Raw genomic sequence first — 24,328 nt, 5'->3', positions numbered from 1 at the left:
ATCCCAACGTATGCGGGCGTGGCACGTTTGGCGACCCTCTGCGCTCCGTCCCGCGATCACGGCACCGCTCGTCGCTCGGTTGGCGCCGTTCGTCGCATCCGGACCGGCACGACGACCCGACGGGCGGATGCCCGGCCTAGCGTGTCTTCACGCACAGAGTCGCGCGGATCTTGGAGTTGCCATGACATCACAGTCCCGTCCCCGGAAGGGTGGCGCCGCTGCCGTTCTTCCCCCCGTCGAGGTCCCCGAAGCCGAGCGCAGGCGCGAGGCGAAGTGGACGCTCCCGAAGATCCTGCTCTGGGTCGGGATTTCGCTCCTGGGCGGACTCGCCTGGGTCATGCTCGCGATCGTGCGGGGTGAGACCGTCAATGCGATCTGGTTCGTCTTCGCTGCCGTCTGCACCTACCTCATCGGGTACCGCTTCTACTCGAAGGTGATCGAGAAGTACATCACGCGGCCCGACGACACCCGCGCGACGCCCGCGGAGCGCAAGCAGGACGGCAAGGACTACGTCCCGACCGACCGCCGCGTGCTCTACGGCCACCACTTCGCCGCGATCGCCGGCGCCGGGCCCCTCGTCGGCCCCGTCCTGGCGGCTCAGATGGGCTTCCTCCCCGGCACGATCTGGATCATCATCGGCGTGATCTTCGCCGGTGCCGTGCAGGACTACCTCGTGCTGTTCTTCTCGATGCGCCGCGGCGGCCGCTCGATCGGCCAGATGGCCCGTGACCAGCTGGGACGCATCGGCGGCACGGCGGCGATCATCGCTTCGCTCCTGATCATGATCATCATCGTCGCGATCCTCGCGCTCGTCGTGGTCAACGCCCTCGGCGAGAGCCCGTGGGGTGTCTTCAGCGTCTCGATGACGATCCCCATCGCGCTGTTCATGGGTTGCTACCTGCGCTGGATCCGCCCGGGGCGCATCACCGAGATCTCGATCATCGGCTTCGTCCTGCTCATGCTCGCCATCGTGGCGGGCGGGTGGATCGCCGACACCGAATGGGGTGCGGCCGCCTTCACGCTGGATCGCACGACGATTGCATGGGGCATCATCATCTACGGCTTCGTCGCGGCCGTCCTGCCCGTCTGGCTGCTGCTCGCGCCGCGCGACTACCTGTCGACGTTCATGAAGATCGGCGTCATCGTCATGCTCGCGGGCGCCATCGTGCTCGTGCGTCCCGAGATCTCGGTGCCGGCGTTCACGGTCTTCGCCGAGACGGGCCTCGGGCCGGTGTGGGCGGGGCCACTGTTCCCCTTCCTCTTCGTCACGATCGCGTGCGGTGCGCTATCCGGCTTCCACGCCCTCATCGCATCCGGCACGACCCCGAAGCTCATCGAGAAGGAGCGCCAGACGCGCTTCATCGGGTACGGCGGCATGCTCATGGAGTCCTTCGTCGCCATCATGGCGCTCGTCGCGGCGATCTCGATCGACCAGGGCATCTACTTCGCGATGAACTCGCCCGCCGCTGTGACGGGCGGAACCGTCGAGGGCGCCGTCGCGTTCGTCAACAACCTCGGCCTTCAGGGAGTGAGCATCACGCCCGAGCTGCTCAACTCGACAGCCGCGGCCGTCGGTGAACCGAGCGTCGTCTCGCGCACCGGTGGCGCCCCGACCTTGGCGCTCGGCATCGCCCACATCATGAGCTCGCTCGACGGCGGAGCGCTCATGGCGTTCTGGTACCACTTCGCGATCATGTTCGAGGCGCTGTTCATCCTCACGGCCGTCGACGCAGGCACCCGGGTCGCGCGTTTCATGCTGCAGGACTCGATCGGGACCTTCATCCCGAAGTTCCGTGACGTCTCGTGGCGTCCGGGGGTCTGGATCGCGACGGCCATCATGGTCGCCGGCTGGGGCGCCATCCTCATCCTGGGTGTCACCGACCCGCTCGGCGGGATCAACACCTTCTTCCCGCTCTTCGGCATCGCCAACCAGCTGCTCGCAGCGATCGCGCTCGCGGTCGTCATGGCGATCGTCGCCAAGCGCGGCAAGAGCTACGCGAAGTGGCTGTGGATCGTCGCCGCGCCGCTCGCGTTCACGGCGGTCATCACCATCACGGCGTCGATGTACAAGATCTTCTCGCCCGTCCCGGCCATCGGCTACTGGGCGAATCACATCCGCTACCGCGACGCGCTCGCGGCCGGAGACGATTCGCTCGGCGCCCCCGAGGTGCTCGAGGCGGTCATCCGCAACACGGCCGTCCAGGGCACCCTGTCGATCATCTTCGTCGTGCTCGCCATCGTGGTGATGGTGATGTCGATCATCGTGACGGTCCGCGCGGTCATCCGCGGGGGAGGGGACGAGAACGAAGACGAATACGTGCCGTCGCGTCGCTTCGCTCCGTCGGGCTTCATCGCCACCAAGACCGAGCGGGCGATCGAGAAGGAGTGGGCCACGGTCGCCCCCGTCGACGGCGCACGCCCGCGCTCGGGACACTGACCAAGAGCCGGGGTGCAGCGCAGACTCCTCTGCGCGGCACCCCGCTCTGTCCGGACCAGGATGCGTCCATTACGCTCGCTACTGCGCACGATGACGGGAGGGTCTGATGACTCCGACGGATGCCGCAGCCACTGCGCTGCCCAAGGGCCTGTGGGCCGGCGTGCAGCGCGCCGGGCGCAGCGTGCGCTGGTACATCACGAACCTCATGGGTGACCGGGCCTACGACGCCTACCTCAGCCATCACCACGCGCATCACGACACCGAGCCGATGAGCGAACGCGAGTTCTGGCGTCAGAGGATGGCCGAGCAGGACCGCAATCCCGGCGCTCGCTGCTGCTGACGTGCTCGACCCCGTCATCGTCGCCGGAGCGATCGGCGTCGTGCTCGGGGCCGCCCTCATTCTCGCGCTGGGCCTGCTGCGCCGCGTCGCCGGCGGTTCGCGCGATCTCGGCAGCGATGCGGAAGGCGCGGAGTACCGCACGCTGCATCTCGCCGCGCTCGCCGCCGCTGCGCTGCGTAGCACGGGCGAGGCTCCCGATCGCGCCCGGGCCGCGAAGCAGCTGCGCGCACTTCTGCGCGCTCAGGCCGTCGCGATCGTGGGGCCGGACGGAGACGTGGCCCTCGACGGCGCGTCCGACGCCCTGCGGGCCTCTGCCGCCCGCGTCGCCGAGCGGGCTCGGCAGACCGGGCGCCGCCAGGTCTTTCCCCGTCGCCGTTCGGGTGAGCTCGAAGCCGTCGGTGCGCCCATCATCATCGACGGCAACGCGTGGGGCGCCGTCGTCGCCTTCTCGGAGCACGTGCGCGCACCGCTCGTGCGCGCGACGGGCGAGGTCGCCGCGTGGTGCGCCGCGCAGCTCGCGCTCGGCGAGCTCGAAGCCTCGCGCACGGCGCTCGCCGAGGCGCAGCTGCGCGCGCTCCGTGCGCAGATCAGCCCTCACTTCATCTACAACGCGCTGACGGCGATCGCGTCGTTCATCAGCACCGACCCGCCGCGGGCCCGCGAGCTCGTGCTGGATTTCGCCGACTTCACGCGGTACTCGTTCCGCCGGCAGGGGGAGTTCACGACGCTGTCCGAAGAGCTCGGCAGCATCCACTCGTATCTCGAGCTCGAGCGCGCCCGCTTCGGCGAGCGCCTGACGGTGCGGCTGCAGGTCTCGCCCGAGACGCTGTCCACCGTCATCCCGTTCCTCTCGGTGCAGCCGCTCGTCGAGAACGCCGTGCGCCACGGACTCGAACCCGGCGAGTGCGGCGGGATCATCACGATCACTGCGCACGACGACGGAACGCACACCGAGATCACGATCGACGACGACGGTGTCGGGATGGACCCTGCGGCGGCGGCATCCCTGCTCGCTGGAGCGGCGTCGTCAGCCCACATCGGCCTGCGCAACGTGGATACGCGCCTGCGCCAGCTGTACGGTCCGACCGGTGGACTCATCGTCGAGACGAACCCGGGGGCCGGCATGCTCGTGCGCCTGCGTATTCCGCGGTCCCAGCCCCTCAACGACCCTGAAGTGACCTAGCCTGGACCGCACCTGCCGGGAAGGGGCACGCGCATGACGATCGAGGTGCTCGTCGCCGACGACGAGCCGCCGGCGCTGGCCGAACTCGTCGCGCTCCTGCGCCGGGATGCGCGGATCGGCACCGTGCACGCCGCCTCGAACGGAGCAGAAGCGCTCCGACTGCTCGATGCGCATCGCGTCGACGGCGCCTTCCTCGATATCCATATGCCCGGGCTGACCGGCTTGGAGCTCGCGCGCGTGCTCTCGTCGTCACCCACGCGGCCCGCCGTCGTCTTCGTCACGGCGGACGACGCAGGTGCTGTCGAGGCCTTCGACGTGCGGGCCGTCGACTACGTGCTCAAACCCGTGCGGGTCGAGCGGCTCCGCCGCGCGGTCGACCGGGTCGTCGCTGCGGCGACCGAGGATTCCGGGGCCCCGGGCAGGGACGAGCTGATCCCGGTCACGATCGGCCAGAACGTGCGGATGCTTCGCCGCAGCGACGTCCGGTGGGTGCACGCGCAGGGGGATTACTCCCGGCTGTGGACAGCGACCGAAGGGCACCACGTGCGCACACCCATCTCCGAACTCGAGGAGCGCTGGGCCGACGCCGGCTTCGTGCGCGTGCACCGTTCATACCTCGTGCACAAGGAGGCCGTCGTGCAGCTGCGTCTGGCGGCGACGCCGCCGACCGTCGTGCTCGCCGAGATCGAGCTGCCGGTGAGCAGACGCCTGCTGCCGTCGGTGCGTGAGGCCTTCACGAGAGCCGAGCCGTGACCGGTGCGGAACCCTCTGACCCGCGCGCCCGCGTGCGGGTCTCGGGCATTCCGGATGCCGCCGTGCCGACGCGGGGCATCGCGCTGCCGGGTGCTCCCGTGCGCGAAGCCGGCACCGTGTTCGAGCGTTCGCTCGTGCGCGGTCAGCTGCGACTCGCCCTGGGCTGCCTGATCGGCTTCTTCCTCTTCGCGGGGGCGCTCACCGCCGTGATCTTCCTCGTCGCGCGGTTGCACGACCCCGTCGTCGCCGGGGTTCCCCTGTCGTGGCTCCTGCAGGCGTACGGGTACTACCCGCTCATCCTCGTCTTCGCGGTCATCTACGCCGTGGGGGCCAGCGGCAACGAACGGCGCTACCGCGAGCTGTCCCGCTCGTCGGCGGAGTCCCGGGGCGAACCGTGAATCCCGTGTTCGACCTCGTCGCGATCGCGCTGCTGGTCGCCGTCACGGTCGCACTCGGTGTCGCAGGGCTGCGCATCAGTCGCACGACGAGCGACTTCTTCGTCGCATCCCGCAGTGTGCGCCCCGTCTGGAACGCCTCGGCCATCAGCGGCGAGTACCTTTCTGCGGGCACGTTCCTCGGACTCGCGGGAATCGTGCTGCTGTCAGGTGCCGAGGGTTTCTGGTTCCCCATCGGCTACGCCGCGGGCTACCTGCTCGTGCTGCTCTTCGTCGCGGCGCCCCTGCGCCGCAGCGGGGCGTACACGATCCCCGACTTCGTGCAGGCGCGACTGCAGTCCTTGGGGGCCCGCCGGGTCACGAGCATGCTCGTGCTCATCATCGGGTGGCTGTACATCGTGCCGCAGATGCACGGCGCGGGTCTCGTGCTGGGCGTCGTCGCCGACGTCGAGCCGTGGGTCGGGGCCGTGCTCGTGGCTGTGCTCGTCGCCGGGATCGGCGCGGCGGGCGGGATGCGCGCCGTCACGGCGGTGCAGGCGATGCAGTACTGGCTCAAGCTGACGGCGCTCGCACTGCCGGTCTTCTTCCTCGTCATCGCCCTCTCCGACGGCGAGCCGTCGTTCGATCCGGCGCTGGTGTTCCCCGCCGAGGTGGGGCCCGCCGGAGTCGACATCTATGCGACGGTGTCCCTGTTCGTCGCGCTCCTGCTCGGCACGATCGGGCTGCCTCACGTGCTCGTGCGGTTCTACACGAGCCCCGACGGAGTCGCGGCGCGACGCACGACGGTCATCGTCATCGCGATGATCGGCGCGTTCTACGCGGTATCGAGCACGATGGGCCTCATCGGCCGTGTCGTGGCCCCCGACCTCGCCGTCCCCGGTCTCGCCGACACCGTCGTGCTCGCGCTGCCCTCGCGGGTCTTTCCCGGCCTCGGCGGCGAACTGCTCACGGCGCTCATCGTCGCCGGTGCGTTCGCGGCGTTCCTGGCGACGTCGTCGGGCCTGGTCGTATCGATCGCGGGCGTTGTGAGCCAGGACCTCTTCTCGGGCTCCGTGCGCTCGTTCCGTTTCTCTGCGGTGCTGTGCACCATCGTGCCCCTCGCCGTCGCACTGCTGACGGTGCCGTCGGGTCTCGGGGCGAGTGTGGGAACGGTGTTCATCTTCGCGGCATCCACCCTGACCCCTGTGCTGCTGCTGGGGGTGTGGTGGCGGCGCCTGACGGCACGCGGCGCGGTCGCCGGAATGGTAGGCGGGGCCGTGTCGTGCGCGGCGGCGCTCGCCGTGTCGGCGGTGGCGCCGCTGTCCGGCTTCGCGGCGGTGCTGCTCGCGCAGCCGGCGGCCTGGACGATCCCGCTGGCGGCCGTGCTCACGATCGGGGTGTCGCTGGCCGATCGCGCACGGATCCCGACGCGCACCGAGCGATATCTCGCACGGCTGCACCTTCCGGAGCGCGGCAGGCCCGGCGTGTCGGGCAGACTCGACGGGTGAGCCTTCTTCCCCCGCCGGTCGGCACAGACCCCGATGCCGTCTACGACATGTTCGTCGAGTGGGCGACCGACCGCGGGCTGACGCTCTATCCCGCGCAGGACGAAGCCGTCATGGAGCTCGTCTCGGGCGCGAACGTCGTGCTGTCGACCCCCACCGGGACGGGCAAGTCGCTCGTCGCGATCGCCGCCCACGCGGCATCCCTCGCCCGGGGCGGTCGGACGTACTACACGGCACCCATCAAGGCCCTCGTGAGCGAGAAGTTCTTCGCCCTCGTCGACATCTTCGGCGCGGCGAACGTGGGCATGGTGACCGGCGACTCGTCGGTGAACCCCGATGCGCCGATCGTGTGCTGCACGGCCGAGATCCTCGCGAACATCGCGCTGCGCCGCGGCCCCGACGCAGACATCGACCAGGTCGTGATGGACGAGTTCCACTACTACGGCGACCCCGATCGCGGATCGGCGTGGCAGGTGCCGCTGCTGATCCTCGAGCGCGCGCAGTTCCTGCTCATGTCGGCGACCCTCGGCGATGTCACGCCGATCGCCGACGACCTCACCCGCCGCACGGGCCGGCCGACGGCGCTCGTGACGGGGGTGGAGCGGCCCGTGCCGCTGCACTTCTCGTATTCGCGCGAGCCCGTGCCCCAGGTCGTGCAGAATCTGCTCGATGAGCGCGAGACGCCCGTGTACATCGTGCACTTCTCGCAGGCGGCCGCGCTCGAACGCGCGCAAGGGCTCGTCAACACCAAGATCGCCTCGCGTGAGCAGCGCGACGCGATCGCCGAGGCGCTCGGTGCGTTCCGCTTCAACACCGGTTTCGGCAAGACCCTCTCGCGCCTCGTGCGAGCGGGGATCGGGGTGCACCACGCGGGCATGCTGCCCCGCTACCGCCGCCTCGTCGAAACGCTCGCACAGCAGGGGCTGCTCAAGGTCATCTGCGGCACCGACACGCTCGGCGTCGGCATCAACGTGCCGATCCGCACCGTGATGGTGACGGCACTGACGAAGTTCGACGGACAGCGGATGCGGCAGCTTTCTGCCCGCGAGTTCCACCAGATCGCGGGGCGCGCGGGCCGGGCGGGCTTCGACACGCACGGCAACGTCATCGTCATGGCGCCGGAGTGGGAGATCGAGAACGCGGCGGCGTTGCGCAAGGCCGGCGACGACCCCGCCAAGCGCAAGAAGATCGTGCGCAAGAAGGCCCCCATGGGCACCGTCAACTGGGGTGAGGGCTCGTTCGATCGGCTCGTCGCGGCCTCGCCGGAGCCTCTCGTGCCGCACCTGCAGCTCACGGCCGCGATGCTCATCAACGTCATCGCGCGCGGCGGCGACGTGTTCGGCAATGTGCGCTCGCTCGTCTTCGACAACCACGAGCCCCGCGCGCGTCAGTACGAGCTCGCCCGGCGCGCGCTCGCGATCTTCCGCACGCTCGTGACCGCGGGCGTCGTGCAGGCCGGGCCGTCGGGCATCAGCCTCACGGTCGACCTGCAGCCCAACTTCGCGCTCAACCAGCCGCTGTCGCCGTTCGCGCTCGCCGCGATCGGGCTGCTGTCACCCGATGACGACGAAACCGGCACAGGGCACTACGCGCTCGATGTCATCAGCGTCATCGAATCGACCCTCGACGACCCGCGCGCGATCCTGTCGCAACAGGAGCATCGCGCGCGCGGCGAGGCGATCGGCGCGATGAAGCGCGACGGCATCGAGTACGACGAGCGGATGGCGCTGGTCGAGCAGATCACCTACCCCAAGCCGCTCGCCGACCTGCTCGCCCAGGCGTTCGAGACGTTCGCGTCGTCGCAGCCGTGGGTGCTGGATTTCGAGCTGTCGCCCAAATCGGTCGTGCGCGACATGTACGAGCAGGCGCTGTCGTTCGGAGAGTTCGTCTCGCTCTACGACCTGACACGCAGCGAGGGTCTCGTGCTGCGTTATCTGTCGGATGCCTACCGGGCGGTACGCCAGACGGTGCCGAACGAGGCGCGCACCGACGAGTTCGACGACCTCGTCGAATGGCTCGGCGAACTCGTGCGCCAGGTGGACTCGTCGCTCGTGGACGAATGGGCCGCGCTCATCGACCCCGTCGCGGCGGGTGAGGCACCGGTCCTGCCTCCTGCGCCGCCGTCCATCCTGACGAACCGTCGGGCCTTCACGGTGCTCGTGCGCAACGAGCTCTTCCGTCGCGTGCAGCTGGCCGCGCTGCAGCGCGACGACGCCCTCGTCGAGCTCGACCCCGACGTCGACTGGCCCGCCGTGCTCGATGCGTACTACGACGAGCACGACGAGATGCTCACGGGCGGATCCGCGCGATCGCCGCGGCTGTGCGCGATCGACGAGACCTCGACCCCGGGCCGCTGGCTCGTCGAGCAGACGATCGACGACCCGGCGGGCAACCACGACTGGAGAATCCGCGCCGAAGTCGACCTCGCGGCATCCGTCGAGGCGGGCGCGGCCGTCGTGCACGTCACCGAGGTGCTGCGGCTGTAGCCCATCCCGCTGCGCGACAAGGGGGTGCCGCCCGTGCGTCGCGCGCAATACCGTAACCGTATGGCGACCTTCTTCGCGTTTCTGAGGGCCATCAATCTGGGTCCGACACGCAAGTTCTCGAAGGACGACATCAGCCGGGTCGTGACCGGTGCCGGGTTCGCCGACGCCGAGACCCACATCAACACCGGCAATGTGCGGTTCGCGACGACGATGCGCTCGCGCGAGCGCATCGAGCAGACCCTCGAGAGGGCGTTCCTCGCCGATCGCGGCTTCGAGGTGCCCACGATCGTGTTCCGGCCGGGTGAGTTCGCCGAGATCGCGCGGGATGCGGCCGCGCTCGCCGCCGCGCGTCCGAAGACGGTGCGCCACTACGTCTCGCTCATGAAAGAGGCCCCCGAGCCCAGCGTCGTGGCCGAGGTCGAAGCGACGTCATCCGATGCGGGAGACGTCGTCGTGCGCGGACGCGCCGTGCACGCGCTGCTCGTCGAGGGCTATGCGTACGCCGATGTGCCGGCGCTGCGCGTCGCGAGGCTGCTGGGGGTCAGCACGACCCGCAACGCCACGGTCATCGCGGCCATCGCGGCGAAGTGGGGCTGAGTCCGCTCCGGGTCTGCGCCCGGCGTCGGCGGCCGTGGTTACGCTTGAGGGATGTCCCGCGAAGCTGAGTCCGCCGCGCCGTTCGCGACGGCTGACGCGGCGACCGATCCTTATGCCGACCTCGCGTGGGATCCCGATGAGTTCGCGCCGCCGCCCGAGTTCGACGAGCCGCCGTTCGGGCTCGACGCTCCCGCCGCCGACCCCTTCGCGGGCACTCCCCGGCGTGACTTCACGGGTGCCGATCCGCGCGTCGTCCTGAAAGAGGTCTTCGGCTACGACGCCTTCCGCGGGGATCAGGGCGCGGTCGTCGAGCAGGTCGTCGGCGGGGGTGACGCCGTCGTGCTGATGCCGACCGGTGCCGGCAAGAGCATCACGTACCAAGTGCCCGCCCTGGTGAGGCCGGGCACGGGGCTCGTCGTGAGCCCGCTCATCGCGCTCATGCACGATCAGGTCGACGCGCTCGTGGCCAACGGCGTGCGCGCGGCCTATCTCAATTCGACGCAGGCGCCGGCCGAGCGGGCAGCGGTCGAGCGGGCGTATCTCGCGGGTGAGCTCGACCTGCTCTACGTCGCGCCCGAGCGCCTCTCGGGCTCGGCGACGACGGCGCTCCTTCAGCGCGGGCGGCTCAGCGTCATCGCGATCGACGAAGCCCACTGCGTGTCGCAGTGGGGGCACGACTTCCGCCCCGACTACCTTGCCCTCGGCGACCTGCATGAGCGGTTCCCCGCTGTGCCGCGCATGGCGCTCACGGCGACGGCGACGCGCGAGACGCACCGCGAGCTGACGCAGCGCCTGCACCTGCCCGACGCGCAGCACTACGTCGCGAGCTTCGATCGCCCGAACATCCAGTACCGGATCGAGGCCAAGGTCGATCCGCGACGCCAGCTCGTCGGGTTCATCCGGTCGCTCGGCGACGAACCTCGGCCCGCCGGCATCGTCTATGCCCTCAGCCGCAAGTCGGTCGAGCAGATGGCCGAGTTCCTGCAGACGCAGGGCATCGATGCTCTGCCGTACCACGCGGGGCTTCCGGCTGAGGTGCGCGCGGCGAACCAGTCCCGCTTCCTGCGCGAAGACGGCGTCGTCATGGTGGCGACGATCGCGTTCGGAATGGGGATCGACAAGCCCGATGTGCGCTTCGTCGCGCACATCGACCTGCCGAAATCGGTCGAGGGGTACTACCAAGAGACGGGGCGCGCGGGCCGTGACGGCGCAGCATCCGTCGTCTGGATGGCCTACGGGCTCGGCGACGTCGTGCAGCAGCGCCGGCTCATCGACCAGAGCCCCGGCGAGCGGGCGTTCAAGATGCGGCTCGGTCAGCATCTCGACGCGATGCTCGCGCTCTGCGAGACGGTCGGATGCCGCCGCCAGAACCTGCTCGCCTACTTCGGCGAGGACTCCGCTCCGTGCGGAAACTGCGACACGTGCCTCGAGGCTCCCGACACGTGGGACGGGCTCATCCCCGCACAGAAGCTCCTCTCGACGATCGTGCGACTGCAGCGCGAGCGCGGTCAGGCGTATGGCGCGGGGCACCTGATCGACATCCTGCGCGGGGCCTCGACCGATCGCATCCGCCAGCAGGGGCATGACTCGCTGTCGACCTATGGCCTGGGGTCCGACCTTTCCGACCAGGACTGGAGAAGCGTCGTTCGGCAGCTTCTCGCGCGGGGCATCCTCGTCGCCCGCGGCGAGTACGGCACGCTCGCCCTCGGCGAGCCGGCAGCGGGTGTGCTGCGCGGCGAAGTGCCCGTGCCACTGCGCCGGGATGTGCTCGGACGCGGTGCGGGGCCTGCCCGGCTGCGCAAGGGCTCGGCGCCCGTCGATGTCGCCGACAAAGACCGCGACCTGTTCGAGGCGCTGCGCGCGTGGCGTGCCTCGGTGTCGAAAGAGCTCGGGGTGCCCGCGTACATCGTGTTCGGCGACGCGACGCTGCGCGCGCTCGCCGAGCGGCGCCCCGCGACCCTCGCCGACCTCGACGGCATCACGGGTATCGGAGCGAAGAAGCGCGAGGCATACGGCGAAGCCGTTCTGGCCGTCGTCGCCGACGCCTGAGGTCCGCCTCCGCGACCGGCCGGCCGTGCTGCTGTCGGGACCGCACAACCGGTCCGGACGGCGCCCCGACCCCATTTTGTGACATTCGTCTAACGCGGTTGGCGCCCACTTGTGGGAGTCCTACGGTTGGTGGAGATTTCCTGTCGCACGAAAGGTGATGTTCCATGGCCGATGCCGTCGTCCGGTCCTCGAAGCCCGCCACCAGCAAGCGCACGCCCGCCGGCGGCGCACCGACGGCTGCGCACACGGCCGCCGAGGCGTCCGAACCGCGCATCGACACCGCGGCGGTCAACGATCTGCTGCTGGGCACGTGGGCTGACACCCGCCGCATCGCTCGCGCCATGATCAAGGACCCCGTGTTCTGGCAGGTCCCCGGCACGCCCATGGCCGAGCACCGGGAGCGCGTCCTCACCCAGCTGCACCTGCTGGTCGACCACGGTGCAGCCGGTCGGGCATACCCCAAGGAGTACGGCGGCGAAGCCGACAACGGCGCGAACATCTCGGGCTTCGAGGAGCTCGTGCTCGCCGACCCCAGCCTGCAGGTCAAGGCGGGCGTGCAGTGGGGGCTGTTCGGGTCGGCGATCCACCACCTCGGCACGAAGAAGCACCACGATCTGTGGCTCGAAGGCGCCATGACGCTCGAGATCCCGGGTGCGTTCGCGATGACCGAGACGGGCCACGGTTCGGACGTCGCCGCGATCGGGACGACAGCGACCTACGACCCCGAGACCGAGGAGTTCGTCATCCACACGCCGTTCCGGGGCGCCTGGAAGGACTACCTCGGCAACGCCGCTCTGCACGGCAAGGCCGCGACCGTCTTCGCGCAGCTCATCACGGGCGGCGTCAATTACGGCGTGCACTGCTTCTTCGTGCCGCTGCGCGATGACGAGGGAGCCTTCCTGCCGGGTATCGGCGGCGAGGACGACGGCGTCAAGGGCGGCCTCAACGGCATCGACAACGGCCGCCTGCACTTCGACCAGGTCCGCATCCCGCGCGACAACCTGCTCAACCGCTACGGCGACGTGGCACCTGACGGCAGCTACTCGAGCGACATCGCCAGCCCGGGCCGCCGCTTCTTCACGATGCTCGGCGCGCTCGTGCAGGGCCGTGTCTCGCTCGACGGTGCGGCGATGACCGCGACCGCGCTCGCGCTCACGATCGCGATCACGTACGGAAACCAGCGCCGCCAGTTCGACTCGGGCAGCGGAACCGACGAGGTCGTGCTGCTCGACTACGGCAAGCACCAGCGCCGGCTGCTGCCGCTGCTCGCCCAGAACTACGCGCATTACTTCGCGCACGATGAGCTGCTGCGAAAGTTCGACAGCGTCTTCTCGGGCCGCAACGACACCCCCGACGAGCGCGAGGATCTCGAGACGCTCGCCGCTGCGCTGAAGCCCCTGTCGACGTGGAACGCCCTCACGACCGTGCAGGAGGCCCGCGAGGCCTGTGGCGGTGCGGGCTACCTCGCCGAGAATCGCATGGTCACCCTGCACCAGGATCTCGACGTCTATGCGACGTTCGAGGGCGACAACAACGTGCTGCTCCAGCTCGTCGGCAAGCGTCTGCTGTCGGACTACGCCAAGCAGTTCAAGAACAAGGATGCCGCGGCTCTGGCCCGCTACGCCGTCGGGCAGACGGCGGGCAAGGTCTTCCACGGCGCGGGTCTGCGACAGCTCGGGCAGGCTGTCGCCGACTTCGGTTCGACGGCGCGGTCGGTCGAGCTGGGACTGCGCGCCGACCAGCAGCACGAACTGCTCGCGGAGCGCGTCACGCAGATGGTGGCCGACGTCGGCGGGCGACTGCGTCCGGCGGCGAAGCTGCCGATCGACGAGGCGGCCGACCTGTTCAATCAGAACCAGGCCGATCTCATCGAAGCGGCGCGCGCCCACGGCGAGCTCTTGCAGTGGGAGGCCTTCACCGACGGAATCAACAAGCTGACCGACCCGTCGACGCAGCAGGTGCTCTCGTGGCTGCGGGACCTGTTCGGCTTGCACCTGATCGAGAAGCACCTCGCGTGGTATCTGATCAACGGCCGCCTGTCGGCTCAGCGCGCGGCGTCGGTGTCTCGCTACATCGATCGTCTGGCGGCGCGGCTGCGTCCGCACGCGCAGGATCTCGTCGAGGCGTACGGGCTCGAGCCCGAGCACGTGCGGGCCCCGATCGCGTCGGGTGCAGAGCGCGAGCGTCAGAACGAGGCTCGCGACTACTACGCGGCGCTGAAGGCGTCGGGGGCGGCGCCGGTGTCCGAGAAGTCGCTCAAGAAGAAGAAGTAGCTGACGAGGGCGCCGCGATGCGGCTCGTAGTCTGAACGTGTTCCGTTCGACGAGAGGATCAGGGATGCTGCCACGTGTCGTCATCGCGGGTGCGACGGGCTTCGTCGGCAGGCGGGTCGTCGAGGCCTTCGTCGCCGACGGGTATCACGTCGATACGATCGGCAGAACAGCGCCGGTGACGTGGGATGACCCGGCCGCGATCGCTCGCGTCGTCGACGGCGCCGACGTCGTGGTCAACCTCGCCGGCAAGTCAGTCAACTGCCGCTACATCGACGCCAACCGCGATGAGATCTACCGGTCGCGCATCGAGACAACGCGTGCGCTTCGCGAGGCCGTGGTGGCTGCCGCCCGGCCGCCGCGCGTGTGGCTCAACGCCTCGACGGCGACGATCTACCGCCACTCGATGGACACCGCGAACACCGAGGCCGACGGCGTCCTGGGCAACGGGTTCTCGGTCGACGTCGCACGGGACTGGGAGGGCGAGTTCTTCGCCGGCGATCGGCCTGAGACGCGGCGCGTGGCGCTGCGCATGGCGATCGTGCTGGGCGATGGTCCCGCGACGCGGATGCTCGCGACCCTCGCCCGTAATGGACTCGGCGGTCCGCATCTCGACGGGTGGTGGCCGCAGCATCGTCGCTACCGCGGGATCGGCGTCTCACCGAGCGGCGACGGGCGCGCCCCGCACTATGACACGCGTGGACGGCAGCGATTCAGCTGGATCCACATCGACGACGTCGTCGGCGCGGTCAGGTTCCTGCGGGACCGCGATGACATCGACGGCGTGGTCAACCTCGCGAGCCCGACCCCGTCGGACAATCGCACGCTCATGGCGACCCTGCAACGGATCGTGGGGGTTCCGTTCGGGCTGCCGATCCCGCGGCGGATGCTCGAGCCCGCGATGTGGTTGTTTCGAACCGAACCGGAGCTCGTGCTCAAGAGCCGGTGGGTCGTGCCGGAGCGGCTCGTTCGCGAGGGGTTCGGATTCGAGCACGTCGATCTCGAAGAGGCCCTTCGGGCGGCGCTGTCGCGCGCGTGAGCCCGCCGGAAGAGCCCGAAAGCACCGCGGAAACGCCGCATCGTAGAGTCGACCCGTGACGACCGACACGATCATGGGGCTCGACGGTCGTGCTCGGTGCTCGTGGGTCGGTACGGACGCCGAGTATGCCCGGTACCACGACGAAGAGTGGGGCGTTGCGCTGCACGGCGACCGACACCTGTTCGAGAAGATGGCCCTCGAAGGATTTCAGGCCGGATTGTCGTGGATCACGATCCTGCGCAAACGGCCGAGATTTCGCGAGGTCTTCGCCGGGTTCGATCCGACGGCCGTCGCGCAGTTCGATGAGCGCGATGTCGAACGGCTCATGGCCGATGCGGGCATCATCCGCAACCGCGCCAAGATCGAGGCCACGATCTCGAACGCGCGCATCGCGCGCGAGATGGATGCCGGACAACTCGACGCGCTGATGTGGTCCTTCGCACCCCCGCCCGGCACGCGCCCCGCATCCTTCGCCGACGTCCCCGCGACCACCGCCGAATCCACGGCGCTCAGCAAGGAGCTGCGCCGCCGCGGCTTCCGCTTCGTCGGTCCGACGACGATGTACGCCCTCATGCAGTCCGCCGGCATGGTCGACGACCACGTCGCCGGCTGCTGGCGCACCCTGCCTTCGCCCTGAGGACGCGAAGTGTCCGCGGTGTGCGGCACAATGTAGCCGACTCGAGGAGGACCATGTCCGACAAGCACGTCGCCGATTCGCATGAAGTCATCCGTGTCGTGGGGGCACGCGAGAACAACCTCAAAGACGTCAGCGTCGAGATCCCGAAACGTCGACTCACGGTTTTCACGGGCGTGAGCGGCTCGGGTAAGTCGTCGCTCGTGTTCGCCACGATCGCGAACGAATCACAGCGCCTCATCAACGAGACCTATCCGACCTTCGTGCAGCAGTTCATGGGGCAGCTGAACCGCCCCGAGGTCGACGCACTCGAGAACATCAGCCCGGCGATCATCGTCGACCAGGAGCGCATGGGAGCCAACTCCCGCTCGACGGTCGGCACGGCCACCGACGCCCACGCGATGCTCCGCATCCTGTTCAGCAGACTCGGTCAGCCGCACGTCGGCTCGCCGCAGGCGTTCTCGTTCAACGTGCCCTCGGTCACGGGCGCCGGCGCGGTCACCATCGAAAAGGCGGGCCAGCGCATCAAAGAGCGCCGGTCCTTCGAGATCACCGGCGGCATGTGCCCGAACTGCGAAGGCCTCGGCGAGGTCAGCGACGTCGACCTCGACGAACTGTTCGACCGCACGAAGTCGCTCGCCGACGGCGCCATCACGATCCCCGGCTACAGCGTCGACGGCTGGATGGTGAAGGGCTACACCGAATCCGGCTTCGTCGACCCGCACAAGCCCATCGCCGACTACACCGATCAAGAGCTGCAGGACTTCCTCTACAAAGAGCCCACGAAGGTCAAGATGTCGGGCATCAACATGACCTACGAGGGGCTCGTCTCCAAGATCACCAAGTCGATGCTGCAGAAAGACCGCGATGCGCTGCAGCCGCACATCCGCGCGTTCGTCGACCGTGCCGTCAAGTTCTTGCCCTGCCCCGCGTGCGGGGGCACCCGTCTCAACGACGGGGCCCGCTCATCGAAGATCAAGGGCACGAGCATCGCGGATGCCGCGGCGATGCAGATCACCGATCTCGCCGCCTGGCTGCGCACGGTCGACGACCCCGAGGTCGCCCCGCTCATGCGGGGCCTGCGCGACACGATCGACTCGTTCGTCGAGATCGGGCTCGGCTACCTCTCGCTCGACCGCTCGTCGGGAACTCTCTCAGGCGGAGAAGCCCAGCGCACGAAGATGATCCGCCACCTCGGGTCGTCGCTCACCGACATCAGCTACGTCTTCGACGAGCCGACGGCGGGCCTTCACCCGCACGACATCCAGCGGATGAACGACCTGCTGCAGCAACTGCGCGACAAGGGAAACACGGTGCTCGTCGTCGAGCACAAGCCCGAGGTGATCGAGATCGCCGACCACGTCGTCGATCTCGGGCCGGGCGCGGGGCGTGCGGGCGGAGAGATCCAGTACACGGGCGACGTCGCGGGGCTGCGCGCATCCGACACCGTCACCGGCCGCCACCTCGACCATCGCGCGCGCCTTAAAGACACCGTGCGCACGGCGATGGGCAGGCTCGAGATCCGCGGTGCCGACCGGCACAACCTGAAGGACGTCGACGTCGACGTGCCGCTGGGCATCCTCACGGTCGTGACGGGCGTCGCCGGTTCGGGCAAGTCCTCGCTCATCCACGGCTACGTGCCCGCGTTCGACGACGTCGTCGTGCTCGATCAGGCACCCATCAAGGGCTCGCGCCGGTCGAGCCCGGCGACCTACACGGGCATCCTCGATGCTGTCCGCACGGCCTTCGCCAAAGCAAACGGGGTCAAGCCCGCCCTGTTCAGCGCGAACTCGCAGGGCGCGTGCCCGGCGTGCCGGGGGCTCGGCGTCATCATCACGCAGCTCGGGTTCACGCAGAGCGTCGAGACGATGTGCGAGACGTGCGAGGGCACGGGGTTCAGCGATGACGTGCTCGAGTACCGACTCGACGGCAAGAACATCGCCGAGGTGCTCGCGATGTCGGCGGGCGAGGCAGCGGAGTTCATCACGAAAGGCCCCGCCCACACGACGCTCGCGCGGCTCATCGACGTCGGGCTCGGGTACATCACGCTCGGCCAGGCGCTCAACACGCTGTCAGGCGGCGAACGCCAGCGACTGAAGCTGGCGATCTCGATGGCCAAGAAAGGCGCCGTCTACGTGCTCGACGAGCCCACGACGGGGCTGCACCTCGCCGACGTCGACAACATGCTGAGCATGCTCGACCGGCTCGTCGAGGCGGGCAATTCCGTCATCGTCATAGAACACCACCAGGCGGTCATGGCGCATGCCGACTGGATCATCGATCTCGGCCCCGGCGCAGGCCGCGACGGCGGGCGCATCGTCTTCGAGGGGACGCCGGCTGACCTTGTGGCATCGGGTGGCACTCTCACGGCGACGCACCTGGCGAAGTACGTCGGCATGTGAAAGATGGGGAAACTTCCCCATCTTTTATGTTGCGAAAGAGGAACATTCCGCGGTTAGGCTAAGCAGATCACACCTCCGAGTGTGAGCACCCGGGGCGGCCCCGGGATCCGACGCTCCGCGTCGGCAGCGCCCCGGGGGAGGCCGAACTGATGAAGTCGTTTGCTTGGCTGCGCGCGCGCCCGAGGACGCTCGCCTCGGCGGGTGTCGTGACCGTGTCCGCGCTCGCGCTGACAACGATGGCGTTCTTCCACGAAGGAAAGCCGACGACCGAGGTCGACCTGCACGACGGCGGGGTGTGGGTGACGAAGCAGTCGAGCCTGCTCATCGGCCACTTCAACCACGAGTCCCGCGTGCTCGACGGTGCCCTGCGCACGACGAGCGACGACTACGACATCCTGCAGTCCGGTGAGACGGTCCTCGTGCACAACGGCACCGATGCCACATTGACGACCATCGACCCCGCGATGGTGGCCCTCACGACGGCCGCGAAGGTGCCCGGCGATGCGCAGGTCGAGCTGGGCGGATCGACCGTCGCGGTCCTCGATCGTCCGTCGGGTGACCTGTGGGTGCTGCCGTCTGCGGCGGCGAGCGCTTTCGAGCTGCAAGGTACGGACCCGATCGCCTCACTCGGCGCGGGAGCTGCCGTGACGGTCGGTGCCGATGGCACGGTGCGCGCCGTGGCGCCCCAGACCGGCGAGCTGGTCACCGTTCCCGTCGATCCTGACGGTGCGCCTCTCGAACCCGTATTCAGCGAGCTGCCCGGCGTGGATGAGACCAGTCGGGTGAGCATCACCGTGGTCGGTGAGATCGCTGTCGTACTGGATGCCGCATCCGGAATATTGCACACCTCGACGGGTCAGTCGACCGAGGTCGACCGCGGTGACACCGGTGTGCTTCAGATGCCGTCGGTCGCCACCGACGCCGTCGTCGTCGCGACCGCATCCTCGCTCGTGCGGGTGCCTTTGGACGGTTCCGAGCCCGTGGTGACCTCGTCGGGTGCGCAGGGTGTCCCCGCGGCGCCCGTCCAGCTGTCGGGCTGCACCTATGGGGCGTGGTCGGGATCGGCCGCGTTCATCCGCGACTGCATCGGGGCGGACGACGACCTGACGACGACGGTCGAGGGAGCGGATGCCTCGGCCGTGCTGCGCTTCCGCGTCAATCGCGACGTGATCGTGCTGAACGACATCGTCGGCGGCGCGGCATGGATGGCCAGCGACAGTCTGCAGCGCATCGACAACTGGAACGACGTCACTCCGCCCGAGAGCGAGTCCGAAGAAGAGAACGAGCAGACGACCGAGGAATCCGTCGAGACGACGCTCCCGGAGCGCACGGAAGAGAACACTCCGCCGATCGCGACGGACGACGATTTCGGTGTGCGTCCCGGCCGCACGACGGTGCTTCCCGTGCTCGACAACGACAGTGACCCCGACGGCGACGTGCTCACCGTGACGCTTCCCGATGGCGCGCCCGCCCTCGGTGAGATCCAGCCCGTCAACAACGGTGCCGGTCTGCAGATCGCCGTCCCCGACGACGCGACCGGGTCGGACGCCTTCGTCTACCTGATCGATGACGGGCGCGGCGGTACGGACACCGCGACGGCCCGGCTGTCGGTGCACGGATGGGACGTCAACGCCGCGCCCGTGCAGAACCGCATCACCGCGGTCACGGTCGAATCCGGCGGCACCGTGACGTACAACGTGCTGCCCGACTGGATCGATCCTGACGGCGACGATGTCTTCCTCTCGGCGGTCGTCCCCAGTGAGGGCGATGAGGCCGACTTCACGTCGGACGGACGCATCACCTACCGTGCCGTCGGTGGCACGCAGGGCCGCAAGGACGTTCCGATCATCGTGTCCGACGGTGACAAGGTCACCGAGGGGATCGTCCGCTTCGACGTGCGCCCCGTCGGCTCGACGGTGCCCGTCACCAACGCCGATCACGTCGTCGTGCGTGTGGGGCAGACCGTCACGGTGTCACCGCTCGCCAATGACACGAGCTCGAGCCGGGAGCCGTTGCGGCTCACGCGTGTCGACGAGGTGGCCGGCGCGACGATCGTCCCCGACTTCGCCAACAAGTCGTTCTCGTTCACCTCCGATGTCGCCAAGACCTATTACGTGCAGTACTTGGCTTCGGCCGGGGCGAACGGCGTGCCGGGCCTCGTGCGGGTCGATGTGCTGGACGACGCCGACCTCGAGCGCGACCCGATCGCCGTCCGCGATGTCGCGCTGCTTCCCAGCGGCGGCGACGTACTCGTCAACGTGCTCGCGAATGACAGCGACCCGGCGGGTGGCATCCTCGTCGTGCAGTCGGTGACGGTCGAGCCCAACAGCGGCATCGCCGTGTCGGTGCTCAACCACGAGACCCTGCGCATCACCGACCAGGCGGCGCTGGGCGCACAGGTCGTGATCAGCTATCGCATCTCCAACGGCGCCCGCTCGGCCGAAGGCGAGGTCATCGTCATCCCGGTGCCGGCCCCGGCACAGCTGCGCCCTCCCGTGGCCAACGATGACGAGGTCATCGTGCGCGCAGGAGACATCGTCACGATCCCCGTCCTCGAGAACGACTACCACCCCAACGGCGACACGATCCACGTCTCTCCCGACCTGATCCCGCCGTTCATCGACGCCGCCGTGGGCGAGATCTTCGTGTCCGAGGACACCCTGCGCTTCCGCGCGGGCGACGAGCCCGGCACCGCCTACGCGACCTACGAGGTGTACGACAGCACGGGGCAGAAGGATGCCGGCTACGTCACGATCCAGATTCTGCCGGTCAACGAAGAGACCAACACGGCTCCGAGGCCGCGCGACCTGACGGCTCGCGTGCTCAACGGCTCTCAGGTGCGGATCGCGATCCCGCTGGACGGCATCGACCCCGACGGCGACTCGGTCGAACTCGTCGGCGTCGCAAGCGCCCCCAAGAAGGGACGCATCGTCGAGGTCGGCCCCAACTACCTGACCTATGAGGCGTTCACCGAGTCCGCCGGCCTCGACTCATTCACGTATCGCGTGCGCGATCGGCTGGGCAAAGAGGCGACGGCCCCGATCCGCGTGGGCATCGCCCCCGCCGAAGCGGCGAACCAGGCACCGTATGCCGTGAAGGACTCCGTCATCATGCGCCCCGATCGCTCGGTCGCCGTGCCTGTCACGGCGAACGACTCCGATCCCGACGGAGACCAGTTCGGCCTCGTCCGCGATGGACTCGTCGTGCCGAACGTCGAGGGCCTGAAGGCCGTCGTGCAGGGCGAGCGCGTCGTCGTGACGTCGCCGCCCGAGCCGGTCGAGACGAGCGTGCAGTACACGATCCGCGACGCACGCGGCGCGGAAGCCATGGCAGTCCTGCAGATCACGGTCGCCGAGAATGTGCCGCTGCAGCGCCCCATCGCCCGTGACGACCGGATCCGCCCCGAAGACATCGACGGCGCCACGGTCGACGTCGAGGTGCTCGCGAACGACGAGGACCCCGACGGTACGAAGGACGGTCTGACCGTCACGACCGACGCCGAGACGGCGCGGGTCGTCGGCGGCGACACCCTGCGGGTGACGCTCACCGACGAAGCGCAGCTGCTGACCTACACGATCACCGACCAGGACCGCCTGACCGCCTCGGCGTTCGTCTTCATTCCGGGCCTCACGACCATGCCGCCTGTACTCACGACGGTGCAGGGCATCGAGGTCGTCAGTGGCGAGACGGTCGAGATCCCGCTGGCCGAGCACGTGCGTGCGGCGGCGGGCAAACGCGTCGTCATCACCGAGGCCGCCAAGGTGCAGGCGTCGAACTCGAGCGGCGCGAACCTCGTGAAGGACCAGACGACGCTGGTCTACACGTCACGGGACGGCTACTTCGGTCCGGATGCCATCACCTTCGAGGTGACGGATGGCACGGGGCCCGATGATCCCGCCGGCATCAAGGCGATGCTGACGCTCCCGATCACGGTCCTCCCGCCCGACAATCAGCAGCCCACGTTCACGAACGGCCAGATGGACGTCGCTCCGGGTGAGGATGCGGCGACGCTCGACCTGCGCGCGCTCACGACCGACCCCGACAGCGGTGACCTCGAGCGCATGCGGTACCAGCTCATCGGCGGCGCTCCGTCGGGGTTCTCGGCCTCTGTCGACGGCGGCAGCCTTCTCGTGAGCGCGTCGCCCAGCACGCCGAAGGGCACGGCCGTGACCCTCGCGATCCGCATCTCGGACGGCGAGACCGAACCGATCGAGGGCAGTGTGACAGCGCGCGTGACGGCGTCGACCCGCCCGCTGCCGACAGCGAACGACGACACGATCGACGAGGCTCACCAGGGCAAGACGGTGACGGTTCCCGTGCTCGCCAACGACTTCAACCCGTTCCCCGACACGCCGCTCAAGGTCACGACGGCGATCGTCGAGACCGGTGCCGGCACGGTGGATGTCGCGGGCGATCAGGTGCGCGTCACGCCCAACGGCGACTTCTTCGGAACGATGGTCGTGCGTTATCGCGTGCAGGATGCCACCGCCGACGTCGATCGTGAGGTCGAGGGTCGCATTCGTCTCACGGTGCAGGGCCGGCCCGACGCGCCGGGCACCCCGACGGTGTCCAGCGTGCAGGATCGCACGGTCGTGCTCTCCTGGAGCCCGCCGCCCAACAACGGTGCCGAGATCACGACGTACACGGTCGAGGCGGTCAGCGGCACCTACACCAAGTCCTGTGCCGCCACGACGTGCACTTTGGACGGCTTGACCAACAACGTCGAATACAACTTCACGGTCGTCGCGACCAACCGCGTGGGCGATTCGGATCCGTCTGCACCGTCTGAGACGGCCCGCCCCGACGCGCGCCCCGACACTCCGCAGCCGCCGACCCTGAAGTTCGGCGACCGGAGCCTTCAGGTGGCGTGGGTCACGCCCACGACACCGGGATCGCCCGTCGAGTCGTTCACGCTCGAGATCTCACCGGCGCCGCCGTCGGGGATCGCGCAGAAGACGAACGTGACCGGCACCTCGCTGACCTGGGAGGGCCTCGAGAACGGCACGAACTATCAGGTGCGCGTTCGGGCGCACAACCGCGCGCCCGACCCGTCGAGCTGGAGCGCCAACTCGGCACCCATGGTGCCTGCGGCGCCCCCGGCGGCAGCCGCTGCACCGGCGACGGCGCGCTTGGCGCCGGTCGGTACCCAGGCGCAGATGCAGGTCGCCTGGCAGCCGCCCGCCAACAACGGCGACACGATCGACCAGTACCGCGTCAACGTCCTCCGTGGCGGCTCGGTCGTCAGCACCATCGGGAACATCCCCGGCAGTGCGACCTCGCAGGCGATCGTCGTCGCGGCGTCCGAGACGGACTACACCTTCACGGTGGAGGCGCACAACAAGGCGGGCTGGGGCGCTGCGAGCTCCGCGTCCGCGCCCCGTCGGGGCTTCACGCAGCTCGGTGCGCCGACGAACGTGCAGGCGACGACTCCCGCGGCGAACAGCCGCATCGTCGTGACCTACGGTGCCGCGCCGGGCAACGGCGCGCGCGCCGGCGAGATCGCCTACGAGTACAACGTCGGCGGAGGCTGGCGCAGCGACTGGGACGGTCGCACGATCACGGCGGGCATCTCGAACAACTCGAGCTACACCGTGCAGGTGCGCGGCTACACGACGATCGACGGCGTCAGATACGACGGGCCGGCCGCGTCGTCCGCGAGCCCCGCGCGCCCGTATGGTCCGGTCAACACTCCGGGAGCAGGGGCGTCGGCCAGTGGCACGACGATCACCTACTCGTGGTCTGCTCCGGCCGACAACGGCCGCCCCATCCAGACCATGCAGATCAAGATCAACGGCGAAGCCTGGAAGAACGTCGGTCGCTCCGGAAGCGAGTCGCGCGACCACGGTCACAGCTTCACGGGCACGATCCAGGTGCGGGCCTACGACTCGGAGGGTCAGGTCTCGGCCGTCGCTTCGCAGTCGGCGACGACCTCCGCGCCGCCGCAGGCGTCCGCCCAGACGTACAAGGGCACTCGGACCAACAGCGCAACCTGCACGTCCCAGTACTGCGCCCAGATGGGCGTGACGGTGAAGAACTTCCCCGCGGGCAACTACGACATCATCTGCAGCCACGCCAACGCACCGGGGTTCGCCCGCTACTCGAACGTCTACCTCCCCGCCAACGGCTCGAAGGAGTTCACCTGCCACTTCGGCGGAGCTCCTGGATCGCAGGCGTGGATCACGATCGTCGGCTGGGGCGACGCCGCACGCGCCACCTGGTGACCCCGACCGCTTCCCCATCTTCGAGAGAAAGACACGAC

At 69.0% G+C, this 24,328-nt stretch carries 14 protein-coding genes; all 14 read left to right on the top strand.

Translation table 11 applies throughout. The annotated features are described in order from the left end of the window. The first annotated feature begins 181 nt into the window (after positions 1–181). Positions 182–2,437 carry a carbon starvation CstA family protein gene (locus AC25Y0_RS07485; protein WP_488123767.1) on the top strand — a complete coding sequence of 752 codons (2,256 nt, stop codon included), beginning with the start codon at positions 182–184 and terminating at the stop codon, positions 2,435–2,437. 106 nt (positions 2,438–2,543) lie between these two features. After that, positions 2,544–2,777: a YbdD/YjiX family protein gene (locus tag AC25Y0_RS07480; RefSeq protein ID WP_488123768.1), complete on the top strand. Its 234-nt coding sequence runs from the start codon at positions 2,544–2,546 to the stop codon at positions 2,775–2,777. A 1-nt stretch (position 2,778) separates the two neighbouring features. Beyond that, complete coding sequence (locus AC25Y0_RS07475; RefSeq protein ID WP_488123769.1) at positions 2,779–3,960, top strand: sensor histidine kinase; 1,182 nt, start codon at positions 2,779–2,781, stop codon at positions 3,958–3,960. 33 nt (positions 3,961–3,993) lie between these two features. Then, positions 3,994–4,713, top strand: coding sequence for a LytR/AlgR family response regulator transcription factor (locus AC25Y0_RS07470; protein WP_488123770.1), 720 nt, complete (start codon positions 3,994–3,996; stop codon positions 4,711–4,713). Continuing rightward, complete coding sequence (locus AC25Y0_RS07465) at positions 4,710–5,111, top strand: heavy metal transporter (RefSeq protein ID WP_488123771.1); 402 nt, start codon at positions 4,710–4,712, stop codon at positions 5,109–5,111. Before AC25Y0_RS07470 ends, AC25Y0_RS07465 begins: the two co-directional genes overlap by 4 nt. Continuing rightward, positions 5,108–6,595, top strand: a complete 1,488-nt coding sequence (locus AC25Y0_RS07460; protein ID WP_488123772.1) for a sodium/solute symporter — start codon at positions 5,108–5,110, stop codon at positions 6,593–6,595. The genes AC25Y0_RS07465 and AC25Y0_RS07460 overlap by 4 nt, the downstream gene beginning before the upstream one ends. A 47-nt stretch (positions 6,596–6,642) precedes the next feature. Next, positions 6,643–9,078: a DEAD/DEAH box helicase gene (locus tag AC25Y0_RS07455; protein WP_488123819.1), complete on the top strand. Its 2,436-nt coding sequence runs from the start codon at positions 6,643–6,645 to the stop codon at positions 9,076–9,078. A 60-nt stretch (positions 9,079–9,138) separates the two neighbouring features. Then, the gene (locus tag AC25Y0_RS07450; protein WP_488123773.1) at positions 9,139–9,675 is read left to right on the top strand and encodes a DUF1697 domain-containing protein; all 537 of its coding nucleotides are present in this window, start codon (positions 9,139–9,141) and stop codon (positions 9,673–9,675) included. Positions 9,676–9,726: 51 nt separating this feature from the next. Continuing rightward, complete coding sequence (gene recQ, locus AC25Y0_RS07445; RefSeq protein ID WP_488123774.1) at positions 9,727–11,724, top strand: DNA helicase RecQ; 1,998 nt, start codon at positions 9,727–9,729, stop codon at positions 11,722–11,724. Between the two features lie 164 nt (positions 11,725–11,888). Beyond that, on the top strand, positions 11,889–13,997 hold the full coding sequence (locus AC25Y0_RS07440) for an acyl-CoA dehydrogenase family protein (protein ID WP_488134459.1): 2,109 nt from the start codon (positions 11,889–11,891) through the stop codon (positions 13,995–13,997). 64 nt (positions 13,998–14,061) lie between these two features. Further along, positions 14,062–15,033, top strand: a complete 972-nt coding sequence (locus AC25Y0_RS07435; RefSeq protein WP_488123776.1) for an epimerase — start codon at positions 14,062–14,064, stop codon at positions 15,031–15,033. Positions 15,034–15,106: 73 nt separating this feature from the next. Then, complete coding sequence (locus tag AC25Y0_RS07430) at positions 15,107–15,670, top strand: DNA-3-methyladenine glycosylase I (protein ID WP_488123820.1); 564 nt, start codon at positions 15,107–15,109, stop codon at positions 15,668–15,670. A 53-nt stretch (positions 15,671–15,723) separates the two neighbouring features. Then, positions 15,724–18,069, top strand: a complete 2,346-nt coding sequence (locus tag AC25Y0_RS07425; RefSeq protein WP_488134458.1) for an ATP-binding cassette domain-containing protein — start codon at positions 15,724–15,726, stop codon at positions 18,067–18,069. Between the two features lie 149 nt (positions 18,070–18,218). Further along, positions 18,219–24,290, top strand: a complete 6,072-nt coding sequence (locus AC25Y0_RS07420) for an Ig-like domain-containing protein (protein WP_488123778.1) — start codon at positions 18,219–18,221, stop codon at positions 24,288–24,290. Positions 24,291–24,328 lie beyond the last annotated feature (38 nt).

The sequence above is a fragment of the Microbacterium sp. Y547 genome (genome assembly GCF_057669785.1).
This window is presented reverse-complemented; position numbering and strand designations above follow the sequence as displayed.

Bases quoted from the DNA above. Each gene is read 5' to 3' on its own strand.
- AC25Y0_RS07485 (WP_488123767.1), top strand. From the start codon at position 182: ATGACATCACAGTCCCGTCCCCGGAAGGGTGGCGCCGCTGCCGTTCTT.
- AC25Y0_RS07480 (WP_488123768.1), top strand. From the start codon at position 2,544: ATGACTCCGACGGATGCCGCAGCCACTGCGCTGCCCAAGGGCCTGTGG.
- AC25Y0_RS07470 (WP_488123770.1), top strand. From the start codon at position 3,994: ATGACGATCGAGGTGCTCGTCGCCGACGACGAGCCGCCGGCGCTGGCC.
- AC25Y0_RS07455 (WP_488123819.1), top strand. From the start codon at position 6,643: ATGTTCGTCGAGTGGGCGACCGACCGCGGGCTGACGCTCTATCCCGCG.
- AC25Y0_RS07450 (WP_488123773.1), top strand. From the start codon at position 9,139: ATGGCGACCTTCTTCGCGTTTCTGAGGGCCATCAATCTGGGTCCGACA.
- recQ (WP_488123774.1), top strand. From the start codon at position 9,727: ATGTCCCGCGAAGCTGAGTCCGCCGCGCCGTTCGCGACGGCTGACGCG.
- AC25Y0_RS07440 (WP_488134459.1), top strand. From the start codon at position 11,889: ATGGCCGATGCCGTCGTCCGGTCCTCGAAGCCCGCCACCAGCAAGCGC.
- AC25Y0_RS07435 (WP_488123776.1), top strand. From the start codon at position 14,062: ATGCTGCCACGTGTCGTCATCGCGGGTGCGACGGGCTTCGTCGGCAGG.
- AC25Y0_RS07430 (WP_488123820.1), top strand. From the start codon at position 15,107: ATGGGGCTCGACGGTCGTGCTCGGTGCTCGTGGGTCGGTACGGACGCC.
- AC25Y0_RS07425 (WP_488134458.1), top strand. From the start codon at position 15,724: ATGTCCGACAAGCACGTCGCCGATTCGCATGAAGTCATCCGTGTCGTG.
- AC25Y0_RS07420 (WP_488123778.1), top strand. From the start codon at position 18,219: ATGAAGTCGTTTGCTTGGCTGCGCGCGCGCCCGAGGACGCTCGCCTCG.